19 protein-coding genes are annotated in these 24398 nt (G+C 69.0%); 10 read left to right on the forward strand and 9 right to left on the reverse strand.

From position 1 onward, the window contains the following. Nucleotides 1-49: 49 nt before the first annotated feature. Both uvrA and EV668_RS08940 read right to left on the reverse strand, forming a co-directional pair. Nucleotides 50-3073 (reverse strand): excinuclease ABC subunit UvrA, encoded by a 3024-nt coding sequence (gene uvrA / locus EV668_RS08935; RefSeq protein ID WP_133769402.1) that lies wholly within the window; start codon nucleotides 3071-3073, stop codon nucleotides 50-52. Nucleotides 3074-3221: 148 nt separating this feature from the next. After that, nucleotides 3222-3875, reverse strand: coding sequence for an FMN-binding negative transcriptional regulator (locus tag EV668_RS08940; RefSeq protein WP_133769403.1), 654 nt, complete (start codon nucleotides 3873-3875; stop codon nucleotides 3222-3224). A 280-nt stretch (nucleotides 3876-4155) separates the two neighbouring features. Here EV668_RS08940 and EV668_RS08945 point away from each other — a divergent pair, with 280 nt between their 5' ends. From EV668_RS08945 to EV668_RS08955, 3 genes are all read left to right on the forward strand, one after another. Next, nucleotides 4156-5496: an ABC transporter substrate-binding protein gene (locus EV668_RS08945; RefSeq protein ID WP_133769404.1), complete on the forward strand. Its 1341-nt coding sequence runs from the start codon at nucleotides 4156-4158 to the stop codon at nucleotides 5494-5496. A 203-nt stretch (nucleotides 5497-5699) separates the two neighbouring features. Further along, nucleotides 5700-6632 carry a carbohydrate ABC transporter permease gene (locus EV668_RS08950; protein WP_133769405.1) on the forward strand — a complete coding sequence of 311 codons (933 nt, stop codon included), beginning with the start codon at nucleotides 5700-5702 and terminating at the stop codon, nucleotides 6630-6632. Nucleotides 6633-6987: 355 nt separating this feature from the next. Then, the gene (locus EV668_RS08955) at nucleotides 6988-7890 is read left to right on the forward strand and encodes a carbohydrate ABC transporter permease (protein ID WP_133769406.1); all 903 of its coding nucleotides are present in this window, start codon (nucleotides 6988-6990) and stop codon (nucleotides 7888-7890) included. Here EV668_RS08955 and EV668_RS08960 read toward each other — a convergent pair whose 3' ends face one another. Together EV668_RS08960 and EV668_RS08965 are read right to left on the reverse strand one after the other, a co-directional pair. Then, complete coding sequence (locus EV668_RS08960) at nucleotides 7891-8334, reverse strand: winged helix-turn-helix domain-containing protein (RefSeq protein ID WP_245512956.1); 444 nt, start codon at nucleotides 8332-8334, stop codon at nucleotides 7891-7893. Between the two features lie 189 nt (nucleotides 8335-8523). Then, nucleotides 8524-9759 (reverse strand): MFS transporter, encoded by a 1236-nt coding sequence (locus tag EV668_RS08965; RefSeq protein WP_245512958.1) that lies wholly within the window; start codon nucleotides 9757-9759, stop codon nucleotides 8524-8526. A gap of 84 nt (nucleotides 9760-9843) precedes the next feature. On the opposite strand from EV668_RS08965, the gene EV668_RS08970 reads away from it, so the two are divergent. From EV668_RS08970 to EV668_RS08980, 3 genes are all read left to right on the forward strand, one after another. Then, nucleotides 9844-10491, forward strand: a complete 648-nt coding sequence (locus EV668_RS08970) for an ArsR/SmtB family transcription factor (RefSeq protein WP_342636824.1) — start codon at nucleotides 9844-9846, stop codon at nucleotides 10489-10491. Between the two features lie 63 nt (nucleotides 10492-10554). Then, nucleotides 10555-11010 carry an HIT family protein gene (locus EV668_RS08975; protein ID WP_133769409.1) on the forward strand — a complete coding sequence of 152 codons (456 nt, stop codon included), beginning with the start codon at nucleotides 10555-10557 and terminating at the stop codon, nucleotides 11008-11010. Next, nucleotides 11007-11906, forward strand: a complete 900-nt coding sequence (locus EV668_RS08980; RefSeq protein WP_133769410.1) for a polysaccharide deacetylase family protein — start codon at nucleotides 11007-11009, stop codon at nucleotides 11904-11906. The genes EV668_RS08975 and EV668_RS08980 overlap by 4 nt, the downstream gene beginning before the upstream one ends. A gap of 147 nt (nucleotides 11907-12053) precedes the next feature. On the opposite strand, the gene EV668_RS08985 is transcribed toward EV668_RS08980, so the two are convergent. After that, entirely contained in the window at nucleotides 12054-12863 is an 810-nt protein-coding gene (locus EV668_RS08985; protein ID WP_133769411.1) for an aspartate dehydrogenase, read from the reverse strand. A 74-nt stretch (nucleotides 12864-12937) separates the two neighbouring features. On the opposite strand from EV668_RS08985, the gene EV668_RS08990 reads away from it, so the two are divergent. Further along, nucleotides 12938-13915, forward strand: coding sequence for a Bug family tripartite tricarboxylate transporter substrate binding protein (locus EV668_RS08990; protein WP_133769412.1), 978 nt, complete (start codon nucleotides 12938-12940; stop codon nucleotides 13913-13915). Between the two features lie 79 nt (nucleotides 13916-13994). Here EV668_RS08990 and EV668_RS08995 read toward each other — a convergent pair whose 3' ends face one another. After that, entirely contained in the window at nucleotides 13995-15182 is a 1188-nt protein-coding gene (locus EV668_RS08995) for an ABC transporter substrate-binding protein (protein ID WP_133769413.1), read from the reverse strand. Between the two features lie 142 nt (nucleotides 15183-15324). Further along, the gene (locus EV668_RS09000; protein ID WP_133769414.1) at nucleotides 15325-16101 is read right to left on the reverse strand and encodes a hypothetical protein; all 777 of its coding nucleotides are present in this window, start codon (nucleotides 16099-16101) and stop codon (nucleotides 15325-15327) included. On the opposite strand from EV668_RS09000, the gene htpG reads away from it, so the two are divergent. Further along, on the forward strand, nucleotides 16027-17871 hold the full coding sequence (gene htpG, locus EV668_RS09005; protein WP_133769415.1) for a molecular chaperone HtpG: 1845 nt from the start codon (nucleotides 16027-16029) through the stop codon (nucleotides 17869-17871). The two genes, EV668_RS09000 and htpG, sit on opposite strands and share 75 nt — an antisense overlap. A gap of 124 nt (nucleotides 17872-17995) precedes the next feature. Here htpG and EV668_RS09010 read toward each other — a convergent pair whose 3' ends face one another. Continuing rightward, a complete protein-coding gene (locus EV668_RS09010; protein ID WP_133769416.1) occupies nucleotides 17996-18832 on the reverse strand; it encodes a 2-keto-4-pentenoate hydratase in 837 nt (278 codons plus the stop codon). A 221-nt stretch (nucleotides 18833-19053) separates the two neighbouring features. On the opposite strand from EV668_RS09010, the gene EV668_RS09015 reads away from it, so the two are divergent. Then, nucleotides 19054-20514 carry a carbohydrate porin gene (locus tag EV668_RS09015; protein ID WP_166652393.1) on the forward strand — a complete coding sequence of 487 codons (1461 nt, stop codon included), beginning with the start codon at nucleotides 19054-19056 and terminating at the stop codon, nucleotides 20512-20514. Nucleotides 20515-20681: 167 nt separating this feature from the next. Further along, nucleotides 20682-22913: a TonB-dependent receptor gene (locus EV668_RS09020; RefSeq protein ID WP_133769418.1), complete on the forward strand. Its 2232-nt coding sequence runs from the start codon at nucleotides 20682-20684 to the stop codon at nucleotides 22911-22913. Here EV668_RS09020 and cysG read toward each other — a convergent pair. Further along, the gene (cysG, locus tag EV668_RS09025; protein WP_133769419.1) at nucleotides 22897-24390 is read right to left on the reverse strand and encodes a siroheme synthase CysG; all 1494 of its coding nucleotides are present in this window, start codon (nucleotides 24388-24390) and stop codon (nucleotides 22897-22899) included. The genes EV668_RS09020 and cysG overlap by 17 nt on opposite strands. Between the last annotated feature and the right edge of the window lie 8 nt (nucleotides 24391-24398).

A 24398-nucleotide genomic window follows, 5' to 3' on the forward strand; every position in this document is an offset into this window, starting at 1 on the left:
ATATATTTTCACATGGCCCCGAGCGCCAATTAGGTCAATGGTGTTTTGATTACTCCGCAGCCTCTCGCTTTACCCCCGCAGCAGCCTTCGCCCGCGCCTTCTTCGCCGGCTTCGCCTCGGCCCCCTCCCCCGCCCGCACCAGCGGGCGGCGGGCGAGGACCTCGCGCAGGAACCGGCCCGTGTGGCTGGCCTCGCTCTTGGCGATGTCCTCCGGGGTGCCCTGGGCGACGATCCGGCCGCCGCCGTCGCCGCCTTCGGGGCCCATGTCGATGACCCAGTCGGCCGTCTTGATGACCTCGAGGTTGTGCTCGATCACGACAACCGTGTTCCCTTGCGCCACCAGTTCGTGGAGCAGCTCCAGGAGCTTGGCGACATCGTGGAAATGGAGGCCCGTCGTCGGCTCGTCGAGGATGTAGAGGGTGCGGCCGGTCGAGCGCTTCGACAGCTCCTTGGCGAGCTTCACGCGCTGCGCCTCGCCGCCCGACAGCGTCGTCGCCTGCTGGCCGACATGGACGTAGTCGAGCCCGACGCGGGCGAGCGTCGCCATCTTCTCGCGGATGCCGGGGATGGCCTTGAACAACTCCGTCGCCTCCTCGACCGTCATGTCGAGCACGTCGGCGATGGATTTGTCGCGGAACTTCACCTCCAGCGTCTCGCGGTCGTAGCGGCGGCCCTTGCAGACGTCGCAGGTGACGTAGACGTCCGGCAGGAAGTGCATCTCGATCTTGATGAGGCCGTCGCCCTTGCAGGCCTCGCAGCGCCCGCCCTTGACGTTGAAGGAGAAGCGGCCGGGGCCGTAGCCGCGCGCCTTCGCCTCCGGCAGGCCCGCGAACCAGTCGCGGATCATGGTGAAGGCGCCGATATAGGTGGCCGGGTTCGAGCGCGGGGTGCGGCCGATCGGCGACTGGTCGATGTCGATGACCTTGTCGAGCTGCTCCAGCCCCTCGATCCGCTCGAAGGGGGCCGGGTGCTCGGCGGCGTTGTTGAGCTTGCGCGCCACGGCCCGGTAGAGCGTGTCGATGACGAGGGTCGACTTGCCGCCGCCCGACACGCCCGTGATGCAGGTGAAGAGGCCGAGCGGCACCTCGGCGGTGACGTCCTTGAGGTTGTTGCCGCGCGCGCCGACGAGCTTGATCTGCCGCGCGCGGTCGGGCTTGCGGCGCTTCGGCGGGATCGGCACGGTTTTCCGGCCGGTGAGATAATCGCCCGTCAGTGAGTTCGGATCGGCCATCACCTCGTCGGGCGTGCCCTGGCTGACGATGTTGCCGCCATGGATGCCAGCGCCCGGCCCGATATCGACGACGTAATCGGCCTGGCGCACCGCATCCTCGTCATGCTCGACGACGATGACGGAATTGCCGAGGTCGCGCAGCCGCTTCAGCGTACCGAGCAGGCGCTCGTTGTCGCGCTGGTGGAGGCCGATGGAGGGCTCGTCGAGCACGTAGAGGACGCCCGTCAGCCCCGAGCCGATCTGCGAGGCGAGGCGGATGCGCTGGCTCTCGCCGCCCGACAGCGTGCCGGAGGCGCGGGCGAGCGAGAGATAGTCGAGCCCGACATCGGAGAGGAAGGTCAGCCGGTCGCGGATCTCCTTGAGGATCCGGACGGCGATCTCATTCTGCTTCGCGGTCAGGCTCTCGGGCAACGCGCGCGCCCAGGCGACGGCCTCGCGGATGGAGACGGCCGTCGCCTCCGAGATGTCGAGCCCGTCGACCTTCACCGCCAGCGCCTCGGGCTTGAGGCGCTTGCCGCCGCAGGCCGCGCAGGGCGTCTCGGACATGAAGCGCGAGATCTCGTCGCGCGCCCAGTCGCTCTCCGTCTCGCGGTAGCGCCGTTCGAGATTGGTGATCACGCCCTCGAAGGGCTTGTTGACCTCGTAGGCGCGCAGGCCGTCGTTATAGGCCATGCGGATGGCCTCGCCGGCCGAACCGTAGAGGACGACCTTGCGCACGGCCTCCGGCAGCGCGCTCCATTTCGCGCCGGTCGAGAAACCGTAATGCTTGGCGAGCGCGTCGAGGGTCTGGCCGTAATAGGGCGAGGTCGATTTCGCCCAGGGCGCGATGGCGCCGCGCTTCAGCGTGATCTCGCCGTTCGGCACGATCAGGTTCGGATCGATCCGCATCTCGTGGCCGATGCCGGCGCATTTGGTGCAGGCGCCGGTCGGCGAGTTGAACGAGAACAGCCGCGGCTCGATCTCGGGGATGGTGAAGCCCGAGACCGGGCAGGCGAATTTCTGGCTGAAGGTGATGCGGCGCGCCTCCGCCTCGCCCTCCGCCCGGTCCGCGAATTCCACCACCGCGATGCCGTCCGCCATGTCGAGCGCCTGCTCCAGCGAATCGGCGAGGCGGGCGCCCATGTCGGCGCGGACGACGAGCCGGTCGATGACGACGTCGATGTCGTGCTTGTACTTCTTATCGAGCGCCGGGACCTCGTCGATGGGGTAGAACTGGCCGTCGACCTTGAGGCGCTGGTAGCCCTTCTTCTGGAACTCGGCGATCTCCTTCCTGTACTCGCCCTTCCGGTCCCGCACGACGGGGGCGAGCAGGTAGAAGCGCGTCTTCTCCGGCAGGGCGAGGATGCGGTCGACCATCTGCTGGACGGTCTGGCTTTCGATCGGCAGCCCCGTCGCCGGCGAATACGGCACGCCGACCCGCGCCCAGAGAAGGCGCATGTAATCGTAGATCTCGGTGACGGTGCCGACGGTCGAGCGCGGGTTCTTCGAGGTCGTCTTCTGCTCGATCGAGATGGCGGGGGAGAGCCCATCGATCTGGTCGACATCGGGCTTCTGCATCATCTCGAGGAACTGGCGGGCATAGGCCGACAGCGACTCGACGTAGCGGCGCTGGCCCTCGGCATAGATCGTGTCGAAGGCGAGCGAGGACTTGCCCGAGCCCGACAGCCCCGTGAACACGACGAGCCGGTCGCGCGGGATGGTGAGATCGACGTTCTTCAGGTTGTGCTCGCGCGCGCCGCGCACGGAGATGACGCGCTGATCGCCGAAATCGCGGGGACGCGAGCGGTCGAACAGGCCGTCGAGCGTCGTCTCTTGCGGCTTCACGTGAGGCTTCTTGGACATCCAGGATCCGGTCGGGCAAAGGCGGTCGCGGCGGGGCCTTCACAGATAGGCATCCCGGCCGCTTTCGCACCTGTCTCGGGCAGGACAGACTAGAACAAATCCGGTACGAACCTCAATCGCCCGGATTCGCAGGGCCGCCCCGCGCCCCTCACGTATCCGCGGAGCGGTACGACAGGCCCGGCCGGAGCGCCCGCATCGCCTCGGCGAGTTCGCGGGCCGGCGTCGCGTCGGACGCGCCGAGACGGTCGGCGATGGCGACGTGGTCGACGTCCGGCTTGTGCTGGTTCAGCTTGTTCTGGCCTTCGATGCGGTCGACATGCAGGTCGACCACCGTGATGGCGCGCAGCATCCCCTCGCGCTTGACGGGCTCCATGCCGGCGAGCGTCCAGGGCTCCTTCGGCAGGAGCCGTTCCTCCGTCGCGGCGAGGAGGGAATCGCCGTGGGGCCTGTTCCCGTCGAATTCCCGCCTGTGCGCGACGCCCGAGAGGTGCACGGCGCGGTAGAGCCAGGTCGAGACCTGGTCCGGCGTGTCGTACCAGTCGTTCGAGACATAGGCGTCCGGCCCGGCGACGACGAGCAGGAAGCGTCGCCGCCCGTCGGCCAGGGCCGCGAGCGGATTGCGGGCCGTCAGATGCGTCTGGACCACGGTCTCGCCGCCCTCGCGGCGCTCGACGACGAACGGCACATGGGACCCGCGCGGGCCGTCCTCGTCCGACGCGATCAGCGTGCCGAAGCCACGCTGCGCCGCAAAGGCGAGAGCCTCGTCGTCCGTCATCGCGAAGGCGGGTCGTAGGATATGCATGGCGTCATCGTGTCACGAAGATCGATGGAATCCAATTGCTTGATCGGGCGGAAACCCGATCCCCGGCACCGGGATGCGCAAGCGAACATCGTGTATTGCGCTGCGGAATATCAGCAATCCTCAGTATTAGACCGAAGTTCCGATTGATCTTTCCTGACACCGAGTCCAATATCCTCGCAACAATCGATGGAAACCGACAGCATCGGCGCATGAGACCGGGCGACAGATCCGGCTGCGTCTGCGCGCGGCTTCCCGAAAGAGATCACTGGGAGGGAACGGAATGGCCTTCACTCAGCCGACTCGTCGTCGCGTCCTTCAGACCAGCGCGGCCTCGGCAGCCGCCCTCGTCTCGGCGCCCTATGTCAGCGGCGCGCATGCAGCCGGCAGCCTCTCGGTCGGCTTCTGGGACCACTGGGTGCCGGGCGCGAACCGCGCGACCGAGGAGATCGTCAAGGCCTGGGGCGAGAAGGAGAAGGTCGCCGTCAAGGCCGACTTCATCACCTCTCAGGGCAACAAGAATCTCCTCACCATCGCGGCCGAGGCCCAGGCCAAGTCCGGCCACGACGTCTTCGCCTTCCCGACCTGGTACATCCACGAGCACGCGGCCATGCTCGAGCCGGTCGACGACATCATGGCCGACCTGATCAAGCAGAACGGCGCCGTGAACGGCACGGTGGACTATCTCGCCAAGGTCAAGGGCCGCTGGATGGCGATCCCGGCGACGCCGGGCAGCCAGATCAAGGGCCCCTGCTCGCGCATCGACCTGATGAAGCAGCATGCCGGGATCGACGTCCAGGCGATGTATCCGGCCGGCGCGGCGCCCAAGGCCGACAACTGGACCATGGACACCTTCCTGACGGCCGCCGAAGCCTGCCACAAGGCGGGCTTCCCCTTCGGCATCGGCCTCGGCCAGACGACGGATTCGGTCGATACGGCGGGGGCGATCTTCCAGTCCTTCGGGGCCGCGCTCGTCGACAAGGACGGCAAGCTCACCGTGAAGTCGGATGCCGTCCGGCAGGCGATGGAATGGTACGCGAAGCTCGCCAAGGTCCTGCCGCCGGACGCTCCGGCCTGGGACGATGCCTCGAACAACAAGTGGCTCGTCTCCGGCCGCGGCGCCTTGATCTGCAATCCGCCGAGCTCCTGGGCGGTCGCCAAGCGCGACGCGCCGGACATCGCGCGGCAATGCTGGACGCACGGCATGCCGGCCGGGCCGAAGGGACGGTTCGCGCCCTATCTGCCCTATCTGTGGGGCATCTGGTCCTTCTCGAAGAACAAGCCCGCCGCGAAGAGCCTGCTGCGCGCGCTCTCGACGCATGACTCCATCGCCAAGATGGTCGCGGTCTCCGTCGGCTACGACCTGCCGGCCTATGAGGGGCTGACGACGCTGAAGACCTGGGCCGAGGAAGAGCCGCCCAAGGGCACGCTCTACCACTACCCGAACCCGCACAACCACCAGACGCTCTCGATCGCCGCCGCGCCCGCGCCGCCCGAGATCGCGAACCAGATCTACAACCAGGCCATCATGACCAAGATGGTCGCCCGGCACCTCGGCGGCGAGAAGATGGAAGCGACGCTGACCTGGGCCCAGAACGAGGTCGAGGGCTTCATGCGGGGCTGAGACGGCGAACGTCGGCGTCTCCACCCCTCATCCGACCTCGGCTGACGCCGAGGCCACCTTCTCCCGCAAGGGGAGAAGGACGATGCGGAACGCCGACGCTCCCTTCTCCCCTTGCGGGAGAAGGTGGCACCGCGAAGCGGTGACGGATGAGGGGTGCGACGCCGACCCGACCGCAACGCCCTTCGCTGGCACCGAGGTACTCGATGTCCGATCTCGCCGTCCGAGACGTCCAGGCCGCATCGAGCCATCGCCAGCGGTCGCGGATCGGCAACTTCCTGCGCGGGCGCTCCTTCGTCGCCTTCCTGTTCACTCTGCCGCTGATCGTCCTCGTCAGCGTGCTGGTGATCTATCCAGCCTTCTACGCCCTGCACCTCGCGACGCTGAACAAGCGGATGACGCAATTCGTCGGGCTGTCGAATTTCAGCTTCCTGTTCACCCGCGAGACGTTCTGGATGGTGGTGAGGCAGAGCTGCATCTTCGCGGTCACGGCGGTGATCTTCAAGGCGCTGATCGGCTTCATCGTCGCCCACCTCGTCAACGCCATCCCCGACAAGGGCCAGCGCAAGTGGCGCGGGATGCTGCTGATCCCCTGGGTCATCCCCCCTGCCCTCTCGACCCTGACCTGGCTCTGGCTGTTCGACCCGTCCTACAGCGCCTTCAACTGGCTGTTCGGCCTCGTCGGCATCGGGCCGGTGCCCTGGACGGGCGATGCGACATGGGCCCGGTTCTCGGTCATCCTGGTCAATATCTGGTACGGCGCGCCCTTCTTCATGATCATGTATCTGGCTGCGCTGAAATCGGTGCCGGCTGAACTCTACGAGGTCGCGGCGATCGACGGGGCGACCTTCTGGCAGAAGCTGTTCTACATCACGCTGCCGATGATGCGGAACATCATCGCCATCACGACCCTGTTCTCGCTCATCGTCACCTTTGCCAATTTCGACATCGTCTGGATCCTGACGGCAGGCGGGCCGATCGACCGGACCCACGTCTTCGCGACCTGGGCCTTCCGGCTCGGCATCCAGGGCGGCGACATCCCGCTCGGCGCCGCCGTTTCGCTCTTCATGGTGCCGATCCTGGCCGTCGCGGCGATCTTCATCCTGCGGGACGTCAACAAGCGCTCGGAGCGGATGTGATGGCGGCACCAAGCGATCCGTTCGCCGGGACCACCGCAGGGCTCACCATCGCCAAGTGCGTCACGGTATCACTTTATCGCTGTGACAGAGACACGCGCTCCTCCCCTCCCCCTTGCGGGGAGGGGCTGGGGGTGGGGGGCGCGCCGCTCGCGGAGAGCGCGACGCGGAGGCACCGCCCCCCATCCGGCCCTCCGCTTCGCTCGGGACCACCTTCCCCGCAAGGGGGAAGGAAGCCCTCGCGCCCGCGAAACACGAGATGTGAATTCGCTCGCGCGATGCGAGTTTCACCCTTCGCCGTCGACCCTCCCCCTCCCGGGGAGGGTTTGGCCGCGCATTCGCTTTCGAAGGGATCCTAATGGCCGCGACCGCAACCTTGGCTCCCGACGAGACCACCTCCGGCACGGTTCTCGGCGACCGCCGCTGGGCGGTGCGCTGGGCCTATGTGTTTCTCGTCCTCTTCGTCGCCTTCGCGCTGTGCCCGCCCTTCTACATGCTGCTGACGGCGCTCAAGACATCGAGCGAGATCTCGGCGGCGACCAATCCGTGGTGGGTCTTCAACCCGACGCTCGCGAACTTCACCGAACTCCTCGGCTCGCCTCTCTTCCGCACCTTCTTCGTCAACTCCGTCCTCGTCGCGGTCCTGACCGTGATCATCACGATGCTGATCAGCGTGCCGGCGGCCTTCGCCCTCTCGCGCATGAAGTTCTGGGGCTCGGGCGTCCTCGCGACGGGCGTGTTCCTCACCTATCTCATCCCGGAGACGCTGCTCTTCATCCCGCTCTTCAAGATGTTCGCGACCTTCCGCGACTGGACCGGGATCGAGCTGATCAACAACTGGTACGTGCTCGTCCTCGTCTACCCGACGCTGACGGTGCCGTTCTGCACCTGGATCATGATCGGCTACTTCGCCTCGATCCCGAAGGAGCTCGACGAGGCGGCGCTGATCGACGGCGCCTCCTGGACGCAGACGCTGCTGAAGATCTTCGTGCCCGTCGCGCTGCCCGGGCTCATCGCCGCGACGATCTTCGCCTTCACCGTCGCCTGGGCGCAGTTCCTCTATCCGCTCGCGCTCACGACGAGCCAGGACCAGCTCGTCCTCTCGGTCGGCATCGCGACGACCCTCATCAAGGCGGACGTCTTCAACTGGGGGCAGATCATGGCTGGCGCGCTGCTCGGCGCCCTGCCCCCGCTCGTCATCTACGCCTTCCTGATGGACTACTACATCGCCGGACTGACGGCGGGCGCGACGAAGGGGTGATCAGGAACAGCGCTCGGTGTCGCCGAGCCCCTTCAGGAGGGAGCGTCCACGCGGCGAGAGACGATAGCCGACATCCAGGCTCTCCGTCAGGCCGAGCGCCTTCAGCTTGCGCATCCTTGCCTTGAAGGCCGGTTTGTCGAGTCCGACCGCCTCGGCAAGATCGGCGGCCCTCAGGCCGGGTTCCGACGCGACCAGTTCCATCGCGCGTCGCGTCCATGGCTCCGCCCCGTCGAGACGATCGAGGCGAGTCTGCAGCGTCGCGATCTCCTCCGCGCCCAGGCGATCATCCGCCCGCAGGGCGATGCGCGGATCGGCCGACACCAAGCGAACGGCGATGCGGTAGAGCTGCCCCTCCGGCCGCCCGCTCAGTTCGTTCCTCAGTTCCGCCGCCGAGGCATAGCCCGCCCGCCGAGCATCAGCATCGCCAATCTCCTCGGCCGACACCGGGTCCAACGCGTCGATCGCGATGATGCCGATCGAGGTCGTCAGTCGGCCGCCCGTCTTCACGCTCGGACGCCGCCAACGGCGGAAGACAAGCGAGATCGACCCCTCCGCGATCCTCTCGAGGATCCCCCGCTTCAAGAGCATGCGACATCCCTCCCCGAACGCATCGACCGCCTTTTCGCGCGCCGATCAGACCGCGGCCCGACGCCGTCGCCCCGCCAGGACCAGCGCGGCCGCACCGAGGTCGATCGCCGCGCAGATGACGAGCGCCAGGCCGTAGCCCCCGCTCGCATCCCGGAGCCAGCCGAGGGCGCCCGGGCCGAAGGCGTAGACGACCTGGCCGATCGCGGTGGACAGGCTGATCACGGTGCCGAACGCGGCCGCGTCGAATTCACGGTGCACGATCAGCGCCGGCAGGGTGATGAGATTGCCGACCGACAGGCCGAACAGGATGCAGCCGGCGAGGAGCAACGGATACGTCCCCGCCGCCGCGACGATCAGCAGCGCGACGACCTGGATGGCGAGCGAGCCCGCGCCGGCAGCCCGCGGATCGAGGCGATCGACGACGGTGCCGAGGGCGAGCCGTCCCACCACGGCGGCGACGGCCGTGGCCGAGACCGCGATGCCCGCGGCCCGGGAGCCCGCGATCGGCGTGATCATCGTCACGAGATGCACGATGAAGCCGACCTGCACGAAGAGGCCGGCGGCGAAGGCGAGGCTCATCGTCCAGAAGGCCGGCAGGCGCAGGGCCCTGCCCCGCATCGCGCTGCCGGTGGCGACCGGCCCGGTCTCGGCACGGGCCGGCGGCAGGTCGGCCGGCCATGCGAAGAGCAGCAGCGGCCCGACCACCGCCAGCATGATGCCTCCCCCAAGGGCGAGCGCGGCGGCGAAGCCGAGATGATCGCTCGCCCAGACGAGCATGGGCGCACCGAGGACGCCGCCTGCGCTCGCGCCGTTCAGCGCGAGGCTGATGGCGAGGCCGCGCTTCGCCTCGAACCAGGTTCCGATCGCACTCGTGATCGCCGCGATGCTCGTCGCCGCCCAGCCGCAGGCGAGGAGCATGTAGGCCCCGTAGGCCTGCGGCAGGGTCCGGGCCTGCCCGGTCGCGGCGACGCCTGCGGCGAGGAAGAGGATGCCGAGGCCGATGACCCGCCGCGGCCCGATCCGCGCGAGGGCATCGCCGGCGAAGGCGACCAGCACCGCGCTCGTCAGGTAATAGATCGTGGCGGCGCTCGCGACGGTCGCGACCGGCCAGCCGTGCAGGGCGCTCAACTGCGCGACGTAGACGCTCTGGCCATAGAAGCCGAAGGCCCAGCTGAACACGGCGAGCACGAAGCAGACGAGAACCACCCGCCAGCCGGGATATGACCGATCACCTTCCTCGCGCGTCGTCCCGCCTCCCCTCATCGCCTGCGACTCCGTCATGTCTGGCCCTCCGCATCGCACATTGACGGAGAGCTATGGTTTGGCAATCATCGAACTATGCGCGATGGCCCGAACATCTCCTTCGTGGCGGCCCTCATCGGGAACCCCGCCAACGCCAACATGCTCCTGGCGCTGATCCCGGGACCGGCCTTGACGGCCACCGAACTCGCCAACGAGGTCGGGCTGACGCTCTCGACCGTCAGCGGCCATCTGGCGCGGCTCGGCGAAGCCGGTCTGGTCCAGGTCTCGCGCCAGGGGCGGCATCGCTACTACAGGCTCGCCGATCCCGACGTCGTCGCGCTTCTGGAGGCGCTTCTTCCCGTCGCCGAGCGTGCCGGCCATCGGCGCACGCGCACGGGGCCGCGCGACCCGCAGATGCGCAAGGCCCGCTCCTGCTACGATCACATGGCGGGCGATCTCGCGGTCCGAATGCTCGACGGGTTCCTGGCGACCGGCATCGTGAGCCCGGACGGCGAGGTCACGGATGCGGGCCGGAAGGAACTCGGCACGCGCGGAATCGACATCGACCGGCTCGCACAGGAGAAGCGGCCTCTCTGCCGATTCTGCCTCGACTGGAGCGAACGCCGCAATCACCTCGCCGGCTCGCTCGGTGCGGCGATCTTCGGGCATTTCGAGCGTCAAGGCTGGGCATCGCGCCGCGCGGGCTCCCGCATTGTCCATTTCAGCGCCGACGGCGAGGCGGAGATCGAGCGCTGGTACAGCCGCGGCTGACGGCGTGACGGATCGGCAGGCGCCGCCTTGCCGTCCTTGACGGTTCTGGCTAAGCGCGAAGCCATGCCGGCCCCCGATTGCATCTTCTGCCGGATCGCCGCGAAGACGATCCCCGCCGAGATCGTCTTCGAGAACGAGCGGCTCGTCGCCTTCCTCGACATCGCGCCGATCCGCCCGGGCCACGTGCAGATCGTGCCGAAGGACCACCACGCCACGTTCGACGACCTGCCGCCGGATCTTCTGGCGGAGATCGGCGCGCTCGCACAGCGCATCGCCAAGGGGCTGAAGGCGATCTACGGCGTCGAGCGGGTCGGCTTCGCCTTCACCGGCACCGACATCGCCCATGCGCATGGCCACGTCGTGCCCCTCGTCGCCAAGGACGACCTCACCTCGCGCCGCTACATCGCCGAGGAGATCGTCACCTACCGAAACCCGCCTCGCCCTTCGGCCGACGATGTCGCGGCCACGGGCGAGCGCATCCGGGCCGCCCTGGCCGAACAGACCCCGAGGACCTCATGAGCGATCCGTCCAAGCTCGAACCCTGGCAGTGGCCGGAGGCGCATTGGCGCGGCCTCGTGAACCATGTCCGTGCCGGCCGGACCTTCAAGCCGTCGCGCTGGAAGGACGGCGCCCGGTGCGCCTTCGCCCTGTCCTTCGACAGCGACCACGAGACGAACGAGCTTCGCGACGGCGGCAAGTCGATCGGGCGGATGGCCTGGGGCCAGTACGGCAACCGGGTCGGCGTGCCGAACATCCTGAAGCTCCTGGCGAAACACGCCGTGCCGGCGACGTTCTTCGTGCCGGCCGTGGCGGCCCTGATCCATCCGGACGAGCAGCGCCGCGTCGTCGCCGAGGGCCACGAGATCGGCCTCCATTCCTGGATCCACGAGCTGAACTCGGTGCTCGGCTACGAGGACGAGCGCGGCATCATGCTGCGAGCGGCCGACACGCTCGAGCAGGTCTCGGGCATGCGGCCGGTCGGCTCGCGCACGGCCTCCTGGGACTTCTCGCCCCACACGCTGCGCATCACGAAGGAGATGGGGCTCCTCTACGATTCCTCGCTCATGGCCGATGTCGATTGCTACGAGCTCCTGCTCGACGGCGAGCCGACGGGCGTCGTCGAGCTGCCGGTGGAATGGATCCGGGACGACGCGCCCTATTTCATGATGCTGCGCTTCCAGGGCCTGCGCCCCTACACCCCGCCCGAAGGCGTCTTCGACGTGTTCCGGCGCGAATTCGAGGCGGCCTACGAGGAAGGCGGGGTCTTCCAGCTCACCTGCCATCCCCACATCATCGGCTATCGCTCGCGGCTCTGGATCATCGAGGAGCTGATCCGGCTCGCCAAGGCGAAGGGCGACGTCTGGTTCGCCACCCACGCCGAGGTCGCCGCCTACGCGCGCGACAACGCGGCCTGACGACAGGCCTGATCCCTCCCCTTCAGGGGAGGGCGAGTCGGCGGCAGCCGACCGGGGTGGGGTGCCGCGACGCCCGGGATGTCCCCACCCCGGCTCGAAGCTCCGCTTCGACTCGGCCTTCCCCTCCGGGGAGGGATCGGCCGCCGGTTACGTGCCGACCCGCAGCGGTGCGTGGAGCTTGCGGAGGGCGGCGAGGACGGACTGGGCCGTGATCCGGCCGGTCTTCGGGTTCTCCGACGGGATGTTCTCGATCGCGAGGCTCAGCTTCGCCGAATCGGAATCGACCTTGATGGAATGGCAGTTCCGGGTGACGGCGGGATCGGCCCAGATCTCGATCGTCGTCTTGTCCGGCCCGATCCCGGCGAGCGAGAGCGCCACCGCGACGTTGACATTGGCCGGGAAGCCGGCGGCGGCCTCGCGCGCGGTTCCGGCGAAGATGCGCTTCGCCTCGGTCAGGCCCTCGACCGAGATGCCGTTCTCGACGAGGTAAGGCGCGCCGGCGAGCCCCTTGGGCGGCTTGCGCGTGATCATCCGAACGGAGGCGATCTCGCCTTCCGCGGCGGCCGTCACCGCGTCGAGGCCGAGCAGCGCGCCGGTCGGCACGATGATCTGCCCGCCATGGGTCTTCGCCAGTTCGACGATCTCCGGATGCGGCAGGAGAGCGCCGCAGCTCAGCACCATCACGCGCTTGCCGGCTTCGAGCATCGGCCGGCAGATCTCCGGCACGAGGCGGCCGGGCGCGCATTCCACGACGAGGTCGGCATGGGCCGGGAAGTCGGCGAGGTCGACGACGGGCACGTCGATGCCCTGCTCGCGCAGCCAGGCCTGCGCCTTCTCGCGCCCGCCCGAGGCCACGGCCGACAGAACCAGCCCCGGCAGGTCGCCACCGGCGATGCGTTTGGCGAGCGCGCGCCCGATTGCACCGAGACCCGCTATACCGATCCGCGTCGTTGTCATAGCTTCCGCCCTGCGTCCCGCCGGCCCGTTTCTTGCGGCCGGCTCGCCTCTACGAAACTTCGAACGAGGGAACAATGATCGCACGCTTCTTTGCAGCCACGGTGCTATCCATCGCCACCGTGGCGGGCGCAGCTTCGGCCCAGGATTATCCGACGCGCCCCATCACGATGGTGATCCCCTTCGCCGCAGGCGGGCCGACCGACGTCCTCGGCCGCGTCATGGCCGAGCGCATGAGCCAGACGCTCGGTCAGCAGGTCATCGTCGAGAATGTCGGCGGCGCCGGCGGCATGACGGGCTCGCAGCGCGTCGCCAAGGCGCAGCCCGACGGCTACAGCTTCCTGCTCGGCACGGTCGGCACCCATGCCCAGAACCAGACCCTCTACGCGCGTCCTCTCTACGACGCCGAGAAGGACTTCATGCCGGTGGCGCTGATCGCCGAGGTGCCGCTGATCCTCGTCACGCGCAAGGACTTCCCGGCCAACACGCTTCCCGAGTTCGTCGCCCATGTGAAGGCGAACCAGGACAAGCTGAACTTCGCGTCGGCCGGCAACGGCTCGGCCGTGCATCTCGGCTGCCTCCTCCTGAACGCGGCCATGGGCACGAAGGTGCAGCACATCCCCTATCGCGGCTCGGCTCCGGCCATGACGGATCTGCAGGGAGGACGAACGGACTTCATGTGCGAGATCGTCTCGACCGCCCTCCCCCAGATCGAGGGCGGCACGATCAAGGCGGTCGCGACGCTGACCAAGACCCGCTCGCCGGTCCTGAAGGACCTTCCGACCGCGGATGAGAGCGGGCTCAAGGGCTTCGAGGCCTATACCTGGAACGCCTTCTTCCTGCCGAAGGGCACGCCCGCCCCGATCGCGAAGAAGCTGCACGACGCGACCGTCGAGGCCATGGGCAACGAAGCGGTCAAGAAGCGCCTCGAAGGTCTCGGCGCCATGCTCGTCTCGGCCGACCGGACCTCGCCGGAATACCTGTCGACGTTCATCGCGTCGGAGGTCAAGAAATGGGCCGAGCCGATCAAGGCGAGCGGCATCTCGATCCAGTAACGGACGACGCATCACGGGACCGGGCGATCAAGCCCGGCCCCGTGACCGGATCGGACGAAAGGCGCCCGCCGAGTCTCGTTCAGCCGCCGACGGACAGAGAGCACGCCGGATCGAGCGGCTTCGTCACGTCCCCGGCCGGCACGGTGGCGAGGACCTTGTAATAGTCATACGGATACTTCGACTCTTCCGGCTTCTTGATCTCCATCAGATAGTAATCACGCATGACACGGCCATCCTTCCGGATGACGCCGTTCTTGATGAGTCCATCGTTGATCTTCGTGTCCTTCATCACGACGGCGGTCTTCGCAGCGTCGGTCGAGCCGACCTTCTCGACGGCGCGGAGATAGTGGATGATGCCGCTATAGACGGCGGCCTGATAGGCGGTCGGAGCCTTGCCTCCGCTCCTGGCCATGAAGCGCTTCGACCACGCCCGCGTCTCGTCGTTCAGGTCCCAGTAGAACGCTTCGGTGACGACGGTGCCCTGGGCGTTCTTCAAGCCGATCGCATGGACGTCGTTGATGAAGAGCACCATGGCGGCCGTGCGCTTGCCCTTGCCGGCCATGCCGAATTCCTGGGCCTGATTGATGGCGCGCACCGTATCCCCGCCGGCATTGGCGAGCGCGACGACATCGGCTCCGGAGCCCTGCGCCTGCAGCAGGTAGGAGGAGAAGTCCTGCGTCGAGAGCGGGTGCCTCACGGCGCCGAGCACCGTCCCGCCCGCCGCCTTCACGGCAGCTGCTGCGTCCCGCTCGAGCGCATGTCCGAAGGCATAATCGGCGGTGATGAAATACCAGGTCTTGCCGCCCGCCTTCACGAGGGCCTGCCCGGCGCTCGAGGCCATGGTGAAGGTGTCCATCGGCCATTGATTGGCGTAGGGCGCGCAGGCCTTGCCGGTGAAATCCGACGAGGCTCCGCCGGTATTGAGGAAGGTGCGGCCCTTCTCCTTCGTCAGGGCCTGGATGCCGAGGCCGATCGAGGACACGGGGACGTCCACGATCGTGTCGACGCCCTCGCTGTCGAGCCATTTGCGAGCGATCGCGAGACCCACATCGGGCTTGTTCTGATGGTCGGCCGACACGATCTCGACGGGCTGGCCGAGCGCCTTGCCGCCGAAATCCTCGACCGCCATGTTGGCCGCGATCACGGATCCCGGCCCCGTCAGATCGGCGTAGAGGCCGCTCATATCGCTGAGCACGCCGATCTTCACCTTGCCATCGGCAGCCAAGCTCGTCGCCCCGCCCGCGAGCAACAGCAGCCCAGCGGTCATCCACCTTGAAATCATCGCGTCCTCCAACCGGACTCTGTGGCCCGTGCTGGCGATGGGAGCGGAGTGTCACATGGCTGTCAATCGAGCTCGGTCGATCTCGACGGCCGCACGATCACCCCACCGGCGCGGTATCGGCGTCCGATCAGGGAATGTTCGGATAGGTCGGAGGAATCTGCTCGATCCGGCAGGTGCCGATCAGCGAGAAGCTGACCTCGTCGCCATCCTTCGTCCGCCATTTGGCGATCAAGCGGCCGTCGGGCTGGGCCTTGCCGTGGCGCTTGTTCAGCTCGGCCCGGATGGCGTCGCAATCGCCCCCCTCGAGCGGGCGGAGCCCCACCGAGTTGAGCCGGCCATCCTCATCCCGGAAGCGGAAATCGGCGCGCATTCCGATTCGGCCCCACGCATGAGGTGCCGTCAGGAGCGTCTTGAAGCCGTTGCCGTCGAGGTCCCGGTCGGCGTTGTCGGCGGCCTTCCCCTTGGTCGCCGCCTTCACCTCCTCGACGCTCATGCCCCAGCGCGTGTAGTCCCAATGCGCCGAAGCCGGCTGGGCCAGGACCAGCCCCGCCAGGGTCGTCGACAGTACAGCTCGCAATCCCATGGCCTTCGCTCTCCCAAACGACGCGTTCTCGCATGCGCATTCAGGGTTGTAGTGGCCCTTGCCCGGTCTTTCAGGGCCAGGCGGCAGGTCATCCACCGTCATTGCGGGCGAAGCGAAGCCGTGCAGCGCGGCCGCCCCCTGGCTTGCTTCGTCGGCTTTGCCTCCTTGCGATGACGGACAGCCGGATCGCTTGAATCTCGCCTTCCGCGGCGGCATATCGCGGCGAATTCCCAAGGGAGCCCAGCCTTGTCCGACACCGAGACCGTCGAACGCCACGCCTTCGGGGCCGAGGTCGAGCAATTGCTCGATCTCGTCGTCCACGCCCTCTATTCCGACCGCGAGATCTTCCTGCGCGAACTCGTCGCCAACGCGGCGGACGCGACCGACCGGCGCCGCTTCGAGGCGCTGACCGGCAAGGTGCCCGCCGCGCCGGCCGATGCGAAGATCCGCATCGCGCCCGACAAGGCGGCGCGGACGCTCACCCTCACTGATTCCGGCATCGGCATGACCAAGGAGGAGCTCGCGGCCAATCTCGGCACCATCGCGCGTTCCGGCACCAAGGCCTTCAGCCGCGCCCTCGCGGCCGATGCCCCGGGCGGAGCCGACAAGCCGAGCCTGATCGGCCAGTTCGGCGTCGGCTTCTACTCGGCCTTCATGGTGGCGGACCGCGTGGAGGTGACGTCGCGCCACGCGGGCGAGGACGCGGCCTGGACCTGGGCCTCGGACGGGCGCGGCAGCTACACGCTGGCTCCTGCCGAGAAGGAGGAGGCGGGGACCGAGATCGTCCTGCACCTCAAGAGCGATGCCGACGAGTTCCTGGAGCCGATCCGCCTCCAGCACATCGTGCGCAAATGGGCCGACCACGTCGCCCTGCCGATCGTGATCGCCAGCGACGGCGAGGAGACGGCCGGCAACGAGGGCACGGCCCTGTGGCGGAAGCCCAAATCCGAGATCGACGAGGAGGCGTACACGGCCTTCTACCGCCACCTCAGCCACAACTTCGACAAGCCCTGGGCGACCCTCCATTGGCGTGCCGAGGGCGCGACCGAGTTCGCCGCGCTCCTCTTCGTGCCGAGCATGAAGCCCTTCATGGCCGTCGAGGACGAGCGCCGGAGCCGCGTGCGGCTGCATGTGCGGCGCATGTTCATCAGCGACGAGGCGGAGCTGCTGCCGCCCTGGCTGCGCTTCGTGCAGGGCGTCGTCGACACGGACGACCTGCCCCTCAACGTCTCGCGCGAGATGCTGCAGGCGACGCCCGCCCTCGCCCGCATCCGCAAGGCCGTGACGGGCCGCGTCATGACCGAGCTCGGCAACCGCGCCAAGAACGACGCCGAAGGCTACGCCGCCTTCTTCGAGGCCTTCGGGCCGGTGCTGAAGGAGGGCATCTACGAGGATGTCGAGCGCCGGGCCGAGATCGCGGGCCTCCTGCGCTTCAAGTCCTCGGCCACCGAGGGCTGGACCAGCCTCGCCGATTACATCGGGCGCATGAAGGACGGGCAGAGCGAGATCTACTATCTCGTCGCCGACGATCCGGAGGCGCTCGCCCGCTCGCCGCAGCTCGAAGGCTTCAAGGCGCGCGGCCTCGAGGTGCTGCTCCTGTCCGACCATGTCGACGCCTTCTGGCCCGACCAGCTCCGCGAGTTCGAAGGCAAGGCCCTGCGCAGCATCACCCAGGGCAATCTCGACCTCTCCTCCTTCAAGCCCGAGGGCGAGCCGGAGGCCGAAAGCGGCGATGTCGGCGCGATCGTCGCGGCGTTGAAGGAGGCGCTCGGCGAGGAGGTGGCGGATGTCCGCGCGACGGACCGCCTCGTCGACAGCGCGGTGGTGCTGGCCTCCGGCGAGCACGGGCCGGACCTCCAGATGCAGCGGCTCCTGCGCCGGGCCGGCCGCGCCTTCGGGCCGGATCGCGCGGTGCTCGAGATCAATCCGCGCCACGCGCTGATCCGCGCCCTCGGCGAGCGCGTCGCCGCCGGCACGTCGATTGCCGAGGAAGCACAGACGCTGCTCGACCTCGCCCGCATCCAGGACGGCGACATCCCGCGCGACCCCGTCGCCTTCGCCCGCAAGGTGGCAGCGGCCCTCGCGGGCTGAGGGCTCACTCCGTTGCAGGGCAAGGGCGAGCCCAGAGGGCCGTGGCGAGGCCGCCTTACGTCGTCCTTCCCCCTTGCGGGGAAGGGAGGAGCGCCGTCGACGACCGCCCTTGAAGGCTCGCGCGCTACGAGAAGGTCACCGTCGCGCCTGGCAGCGCGAGGCCGCTGAGGCTCGTCGTCCAGGTCTCGCCCTTCTCGACCGGGAAGGCGCGCGTGACGGTGCCGGTCGAGACGATCTCCCCGGCCGCGAGCGGCGGGCTGTCCCGATCCGCCTCCAGCAGCTCGACGAGATGGCGCAGGGCGACGAGCGGGCCGCCGCAGAGGACGTTCTCGGCATAGCCCGTGTCGATCGCCTGCCCGTCCCGACTGAGCGCGATTTCGAAACTCGCGAGCGCCTCGACCCAGGCCGCCTCGGTGCCCGGCTCGACCGGTGACGGCTCGCCCGTCAGCAATGCGCCATGGAGTCCGAAGGCCGCGACGGTGTCGGCGGGCGAGAAACGCCAATCGGCGAAGAGGGACTGCACGATCTCGAACCCGTGCGAGACGTGGCCGATGCAGCCCATCAGCGCGAGGTCGTCCATGTCGGGGCGCGGAGCCTCGACGAGGTGGAGCATGATCTCCGGCTCGATCCGCGGCTCGGCGAGACCCGTCAGGTCGAAGCTGACGCCGGGTCCCGCGAGGTCTTGCCGCGTCGTCGCGTAGACATAGCCCCAGATCGGCGCGTGGACGTCGTATTCGTCCCAGATGGTGGTGTTGGTGAAGCCGATCTTGCGGCCGATCACCCGCTCGCCCCGCGCCTCGCGCAGCCCCCGCGCGGCGGCCGTCACGCGATAGGCTTCGGGCAGGCCGAAGCCGGGATCGCGCGCGGAGAGCGACCCGATCTGCCGCGCCTCGTCGAGGGCGGACAGGAGTTCGCGCGCGGTCGTGTCGGTCGGAAGCTTCGTCGAGGCGAGGGTGATCATGGCGGCCCCTTATCACCCGGCTGCCGCCTTCGGAACCGCGCGGCAGCCGTGCTGCCAGGGCAGGACGAAGGCGTCGGCCTGTCATTCGCACGTCACGCGATCACGGCTTGCCTCCCCGGCGCGACGGACGATGCCTGTGTCTTCCGGACGCCAGCCGGATCGGGTGCGCTCCGGTAAGGATTTCCATGTCCGCGGGGGCGGCTTTGGCGGGGACGAAAGACATGGCGCTCATGGCCAAGGGGGAGGCGGCGCGACGGCTGGCCGGCGCCGTTCTCGGCGCCTGTCTCGCCGGCGCGGCTCTCGGCCCGACGGGGGCAAAAGCGCAGGAGGCGGCGGCGCAGCAGGAGGTCTACGACAACGCGACCTCGACCCGGAACGGCGGCGTCGCCGCGTCCTCCATCGCCAACACGCTGCCCCGCCGGGGCGATCCCTACGGCATCCGCCAGACGCTCGCGCGCCACGGCTTCTCGTTCGACGTGATCTACACGGGCGAGGTTCTCGGCAACGTGAAGGGCGGTCTGCGGCGCGGCTCGCTCTACGGCGGCAAGCTCGAAGCGAACTTCGCCGGCGATCTCGAAAAGGCGCTCGGCCTGCCGGGCCTCAGCTTCTATGTGAACGCCTTCCAGATCCACCAGACGCGGGGGATCAACCGCAACCTCGTCGGCAACCTCAACACGATCAGCGCCATCGAAGCCCTGCCCTCGACGCGCCTGTCCGAAGCCTGGCTGGAGCAGAGGCTGTTCGGCGGCCTCGCGAGCATCCGCTTCGGCCAGCTCGCCGCGGATACCGAGTTCACGATCGCCAATTACAGCCTGCCCTTCATGTCGAGCGACTGGCCGGGCATCATGGCGGACAACCTGCCCGGCGGCGGGGCCGCCTATCCCTTCGCGACGCCGGGCATCCGCCTCAGGATCGATCCCGACAAGCAAAGCTCCCTGCTCTTCGGCCTCTATAACGGCGACCCCGCCGGACCCAGCAGCAATCCGGAAACCCGCAACCGCACGGGCACGAACTTTCGCATGAAGGACCCGGCGCTTCTGCTCGCCGAGTACCAGTACCGCACCAACCAGGGCGACAAGGATACCGGCCTCGCCCGGATCGTGCGCCTGGGCGGCTGGTCCCATCTCGGCCGGTTCGACAGCCAGCGCTTCGACGTGAACGGGCTCTCGCTCGCCTCGCCCGGCAGCGTCGGGATCGCGGCGCGCTATCGGGGCGACGCCGGCCTCTACGGCATCATCGACCAGCAGCTCTACCGTCCCGAGGGCGGCTCGCCGAACGACGGCATCGCCATGTTCACCCGGCTCTTCGTGAGCCCCAACGACCGCAACCTGATCGGGCTGTTCTGGGACGCGGGCATCCTCGCGAGTGGCCTTGTGCCCGGTCGCCCGAACGACCAGTTCGGCGTGACCTTCCTCTATGCGAAGCTCGGCCGCGACGCCGCCGCCTATGACCGCGACTTCGTCGCCCAGAACGGGCTCGGCCGGTCCAAGGCCTCGGGCGAGCTGTCCGTCGAGTTCAGCTACGTCGCCGAGATCAGGCACGGCTGGACCATCCAGCCGAGCATCACCCACGTGGTCCGTCCGGGCGGCGGCCGGGCCCGGATCGAGCCGACGACGGGCCTCGCCCTGCCCCCGCCGAAGGATGCGACGGTGCTCGGGCTGCGGACGACAATCTTCTACTGAGAGTCCCGGCAGGCTCGCCGGGGTCGGACGACAGACCCGGCGACCGCCTCGCGCCGTCGGCGCGTGCCGCTTTTTGGCCACACACCGCGTCCCATCGCGCCGCGACCCCTTGAGGCCCGTCATTCTCTATGTGATGTTATGTTGTAACATTTAGAGACCCTGTCGCGATGACGCCCCGCTCCTCAGCCCTCTCACTCGCCACCCTGGCTCTGCTCGGATTGTCCGCGACCGATGCGACCGCCCAGGGCGCCGCCCTGCCCCCGGTCGTCGTCACCGAGCCCGCGCGGCCGAAGCCGGTCCGCCGGGCCGTGGCCTCTCCGGCCGCCCCTTCCGCGGCCGCAAGGGCCCAGCGACAGGCGTCGGAGCGGGCGAGCGCCAGGGCCGCCGCCCGGCCCCGTGCGGCGCCGGCCGCGCCGCCGGCCTCCGCGCCCGCTGCGACGAGCACAGCCGCAGCGAGCGATTTCCAGGATCCGACGCTCGTCACCCGCACCCAGATCGAGCGGACCATGCCGACGACGATCGGCGGCGCGCTCGCCGACCGGCCCGGGGTCTCGACGACGGGCTACGCCCCGGGCAGCGCGGAGCGGCCGATCCTGCGCGGCCTCGATTCGGAGCGCGTCCGCATCCAGGAGAACGGCCTCGGCTCGCACGACGTCTCGGCGCTCGGCGAGGATCACGCCGTGCCGATCAACCCGCTCGTGCAGGATCGGATCGAGATCGTACGCGGCCCCGAGGCCCTGCGCTACGGCTCCCAGGTCGTCGGCGGCATCGTCAACGCCGAGAACAACCGCATCCCGACCTTCATTCCGCAGGGCGGCTATCAGGGCCGCGTGCTCGCGGGCTACGCGACCGGCAGCAATGCCAGCACGGTGGCCGCGAGCATGGATGCCGGGGCCAACGGCGTCGCCATCCATGCCGACGGCTTCCGCAGCCAGAGCGACGATTACCGCACGCCGCGCGGGCGGCAGTTCAACTCCGCCGGCCGCAGCGAAGGCGGCGCGATCGGCATCTCCCTCATCGGCGATGGCGGCTTCATCGGCATCGGCGCGAGCCATTCCTACTCGGTCTACGGCATCCCCGGCGGCGAGGCGGCCGAGGGACGCACGAAGCTCAATCCCGTGCAGGAGAAGGTCTATGCCCGCGGCGAGCGGCGCTTCGAGGCCGGCCCCTTCTCGGCCTTCCGCTTCTGGCTCGGCTCCTCCACCTACCGCCACGACGAGACGAGCCTGAACGACGAGGGGTTCCGCCAGATCGGCGCCACCTTCCGCAACCGCGAGGTCGAGGCGCGGGCCGAACTCGACCACGTTCCGGTCGAGACCGGGATCGGCATCCTCAAGGGCACCGTCGGCATCCAGGCGGGCCGTTCGCGCATCGGCACCGCGGGCGAGGCGGGCGGGCTGCTCTCGCCCGCCAATTCCCGCACCCTCGCGGGCTACCTCGTCGAGGAGCTGTCGCTCGGCGGCGGTCTGAAGGTCCAGGCCGCCGGGCGGATCGAGACGACGCGGGTCAACGGCCTCGCCGGGCTCTATCCCGCCGATTACCTGCCGGGCGGGGGCGTCGACGAGCCCTCGTCCTACCATTCCTCGCGCCGCTTCACCGCCGGCAACGCCGCGCTGGGTCTCGTCCAGGCCCTGCCCTACGGCTTCGAGGCGAGCCTGACGGCGCTCCATTCCGAACGCGCGCCGACGGCGCAGGAACTCTATTCGCGCGGCGCGCACGAAGCGACGGCGACCTTCGTGATCGGCGATCCCAACCTCAAGCTCGAGCGTGCCCAGAGCCTCGAGATCGGCCTGCGCCGCAAGGAAGGCGCCTTCCGGCTGGACGCCACCGCCTTCTACACGCGCTATCGCGGCTTCATCGCCAAGGTGCCGACGGGCGCGACCTGCGACGACGATTTCTCGACCTGCGGCAGCGGGGACGAGCTGACCCAGGTCCTCGTCCGGCAGATGGACGCGACGTTCTGGGGCGCGGAGATCGCGGGCCAGCTCGACCTCTTCACCCTGCCGATGGGCGTCTTCGGGATCGAAGGGCAATACGACTTCGTCCATGCGAGCTTCGGCAAGGCGGGACCCGTGCCCCGCATTCCCGCGCATCGTCTCGGCGGCGGCGTCTTCTGGCGCGACGGCGGCTGGTTCGCGCGGGTGAACCTGCTCCACGCCTTCGACCAGAACCGCCCCGGCCCCTACGACACGCCGACGAAGGGCTGGAACAACCTGCGCGCCGAGCTCAGCTACACGCAGCAGCTCGACCGGGCGGCGACGAGCCTGCGCGAGATCACGCTCGGCGTGCGGGGCAACAACCTCCTCGACGACGACATGCGCAACGCCGCCTCCTTCCGGAAGGATCTCATCCTCCTGCCCGGCCGCACGGTCAGCCTGTTCGTCAGCGCGAAGTTCTGAGCGCGGTCGTCGCCGCCGCGCCGAAAGGCTCGGCGGCGGCCTGAGCCGGGGCGCTCGGCGCGTTGCGCAGCGCCTCGCCGATCAGGACGATCACCGGGCGCCCCTCCGGCAGGCCGATCCCCGCCTCGGCGAGGGATGCGAGCGTGCCGCATTCGCTCGCGGCACCGGGGCGGGAGACGTCGCTCATGGCGATGGCGGGGGTCGCCGCCGCCAGCCCCTGCGCGATCAGCCGCTTCGCCAGCGCCGCGGCCGTCCTTCGCGCCATATAGACGACGAGCGTCGCGCGCGGATCGGCGAGGGCTGCGAAGTCGAGATCGTCCGGCAGCCGGCCGGAGCGGTCATGCCCGGTCACGAACTGCACCCGCCGCGCGTGGTCGCGATGGGTCAGCGAGGTGGCGAGGGCAGCACTCGCGGCACTCGCCGTCGTCACGCCGGGCACGATGCGAACGGGCACGCCCGCCTCCTGGCAGGCGGAAACCTCCTCGCCGGTCCGCCCGAAGATCGCCGGATCGCCGCCCTTCAGCCGCACGACGCGCTCTCCCGCGAAAGCGAGATCGACGAGAAGGGCCGAGATGTCCTCCTGGCGGCAGGAGGCGCCGTGCCCCTCCTTGCCGACATGGACCCGGCGGGCCTCGCGCCGGCCGAGTTCCAGGATGCCCGGGGTGACGAGGCGATCGTAGACGATGACGTCGGCCGCCTGGAGCTCCCGCATCGCCTTCAGCGTCAGCAGCTCGGGATCGCCCGGCCCCGCGCCGACGATCACGACCTCGCCGATCCGTCCGGGTCCGTCGGAACCCGGCCCGACGGCGGCGGCCATCCGTTCGAGCGCCGCACCCTGCTCCCGTTCGTCCAGCGTCGAGGACAGGGATGCGTCGGCGAAACGCTCCCAGAACGCGCGCCGGTCGGTCCTCGCCGGCAGCAACGCCCTGAGCCGCTCGCGAAAAGCCTTCGCCGAGCGCGACCAGGAGGCGACGGAGGCCGGCACAACCGCCTCGATCCGGCGACGGATCGCCTGGCCGAGGATCGGCGCCGCCCCGTCCGTCATGATGCCGATCACGACCGGCGAGCGGTTGACGATGGTGCCGAACTGGAAGTCGCAGAAGGCGGGCCGATCGATCACGTTGAGGAGGAGGCCGCGCTCCCGCGCCGCCTCCCGCAGCCGGAAAGCCTCGTCCGGTTCGTCGATGTCGGCCACGACCAGCGCCGCGCCGTCGAGGTCGCCCGGCTCCCAGGTGCGCCGCGCGACCCGGATCGCCTCGTTCGCCGCCGCGAGAGCGAGCAGATCCGGATGCGGCGCCTCTGCGATCACCTCGACCCGCGCGCCGGCGGCGGCGAGGAGCTCGGATTTCCAGACGACCGGCTCGGCGCCTCCGACCATGACGACGCGCCGGCCCGCGAGATCGACGAAGACCGGCAGCTTCGCGAGGGGCGCCAGCCTCGGCGGCGCAGCGATGACGGGAGCGACGGGAAAGGACATGCGCAGCC

This window comes from Enterovirga rhinocerotis (assembly GCF_004363955.1).
Lineage (GTDB): Bacteria > Pseudomonadota > Alphaproteobacteria > Rhizobiales > Beijerinckiaceae > Enterovirga > Enterovirga rhinocerotis.

Bases quoted from the DNA above. Each gene is read 5' to 3' on its own strand.
- uvrA (WP_133769402.1), bottom strand. From the start codon at position 3,073: ATGTCCAAGAAGCCTCACGTGAAGCCGCAAGAGACGACGCTCGACGGC.
- EV668_RS08940 (WP_133769403.1), bottom strand. From the start codon at position 3,875: ATGCATATCCTACGACCCGCCTTCGCGATGACGGACGACGAGGCTCTC.
- EV668_RS08945 (WP_133769404.1), top strand. From the start codon at position 4,156: ATGGCCTTCACTCAGCCGACTCGTCGTCGCGTCCTTCAGACCAGCGCG.
- EV668_RS08950 (WP_133769405.1), top strand. From the start codon at position 5,700: ATGTCCGATCTCGCCGTCCGAGACGTCCAGGCCGCATCGAGCCATCGC.
- EV668_RS08955 (WP_133769406.1), top strand. From the start codon at position 6,988: ATGGCCGCGACCGCAACCTTGGCTCCCGACGAGACCACCTCCGGCACG.
- EV668_RS08965 (WP_245512958.1), bottom strand. From the start codon at position 9,759: ATGACGGAGTCGCAGGCGATGAGGGGAGGCGGGACGACGCGCGAGGAA.
- EV668_RS08975 (WP_133769409.1), top strand. From the start codon at position 10,555: ATGCCGGCCCCCGATTGCATCTTCTGCCGGATCGCCGCGAAGACGATC.
- EV668_RS08980 (WP_133769410.1), top strand. From the start codon at position 11,007: ATGAGCGATCCGTCCAAGCTCGAACCCTGGCAGTGGCCGGAGGCGCAT.
- EV668_RS08985 (WP_133769411.1), bottom strand. From the start codon at position 12,863: ATGACAACGACGCGGATCGGTATAGCGGGTCTCGGTGCAATCGGGCGC.
- EV668_RS08990 (WP_133769412.1), top strand. From the start codon at position 12,938: ATGATCGCACGCTTCTTTGCAGCCACGGTGCTATCCATCGCCACCGTG.
- EV668_RS08995 (WP_133769413.1), bottom strand. From the start codon at position 15,182: ATGACCGCTGGGCTGCTGTTGCTCGCGGGCGGGGCGACGAGCTTGGCT.
- EV668_RS09010 (WP_133769416.1), bottom strand. From the start codon at position 18,832: ATGATCACCCTCGCCTCGACGAAGCTTCCGACCGACACGACCGCGCGC.
- EV668_RS09015 (WP_166652393.1), top strand. From the start codon at position 19,054: ATGGCGCTCATGGCCAAGGGGGAGGCGGCGCGACGGCTGGCCGGCGCC.
- EV668_RS09020 (WP_133769418.1), top strand. From the start codon at position 20,682: ATGACGCCCCGCTCCTCAGCCCTCTCACTCGCCACCCTGGCTCTGCTC.
- cysG (WP_133769419.1), bottom strand. From the start codon at position 24,390: ATGTCCTTTCCCGTCGCTCCCGTCATCGCTGCGCCGCCGAGGCTGGCG.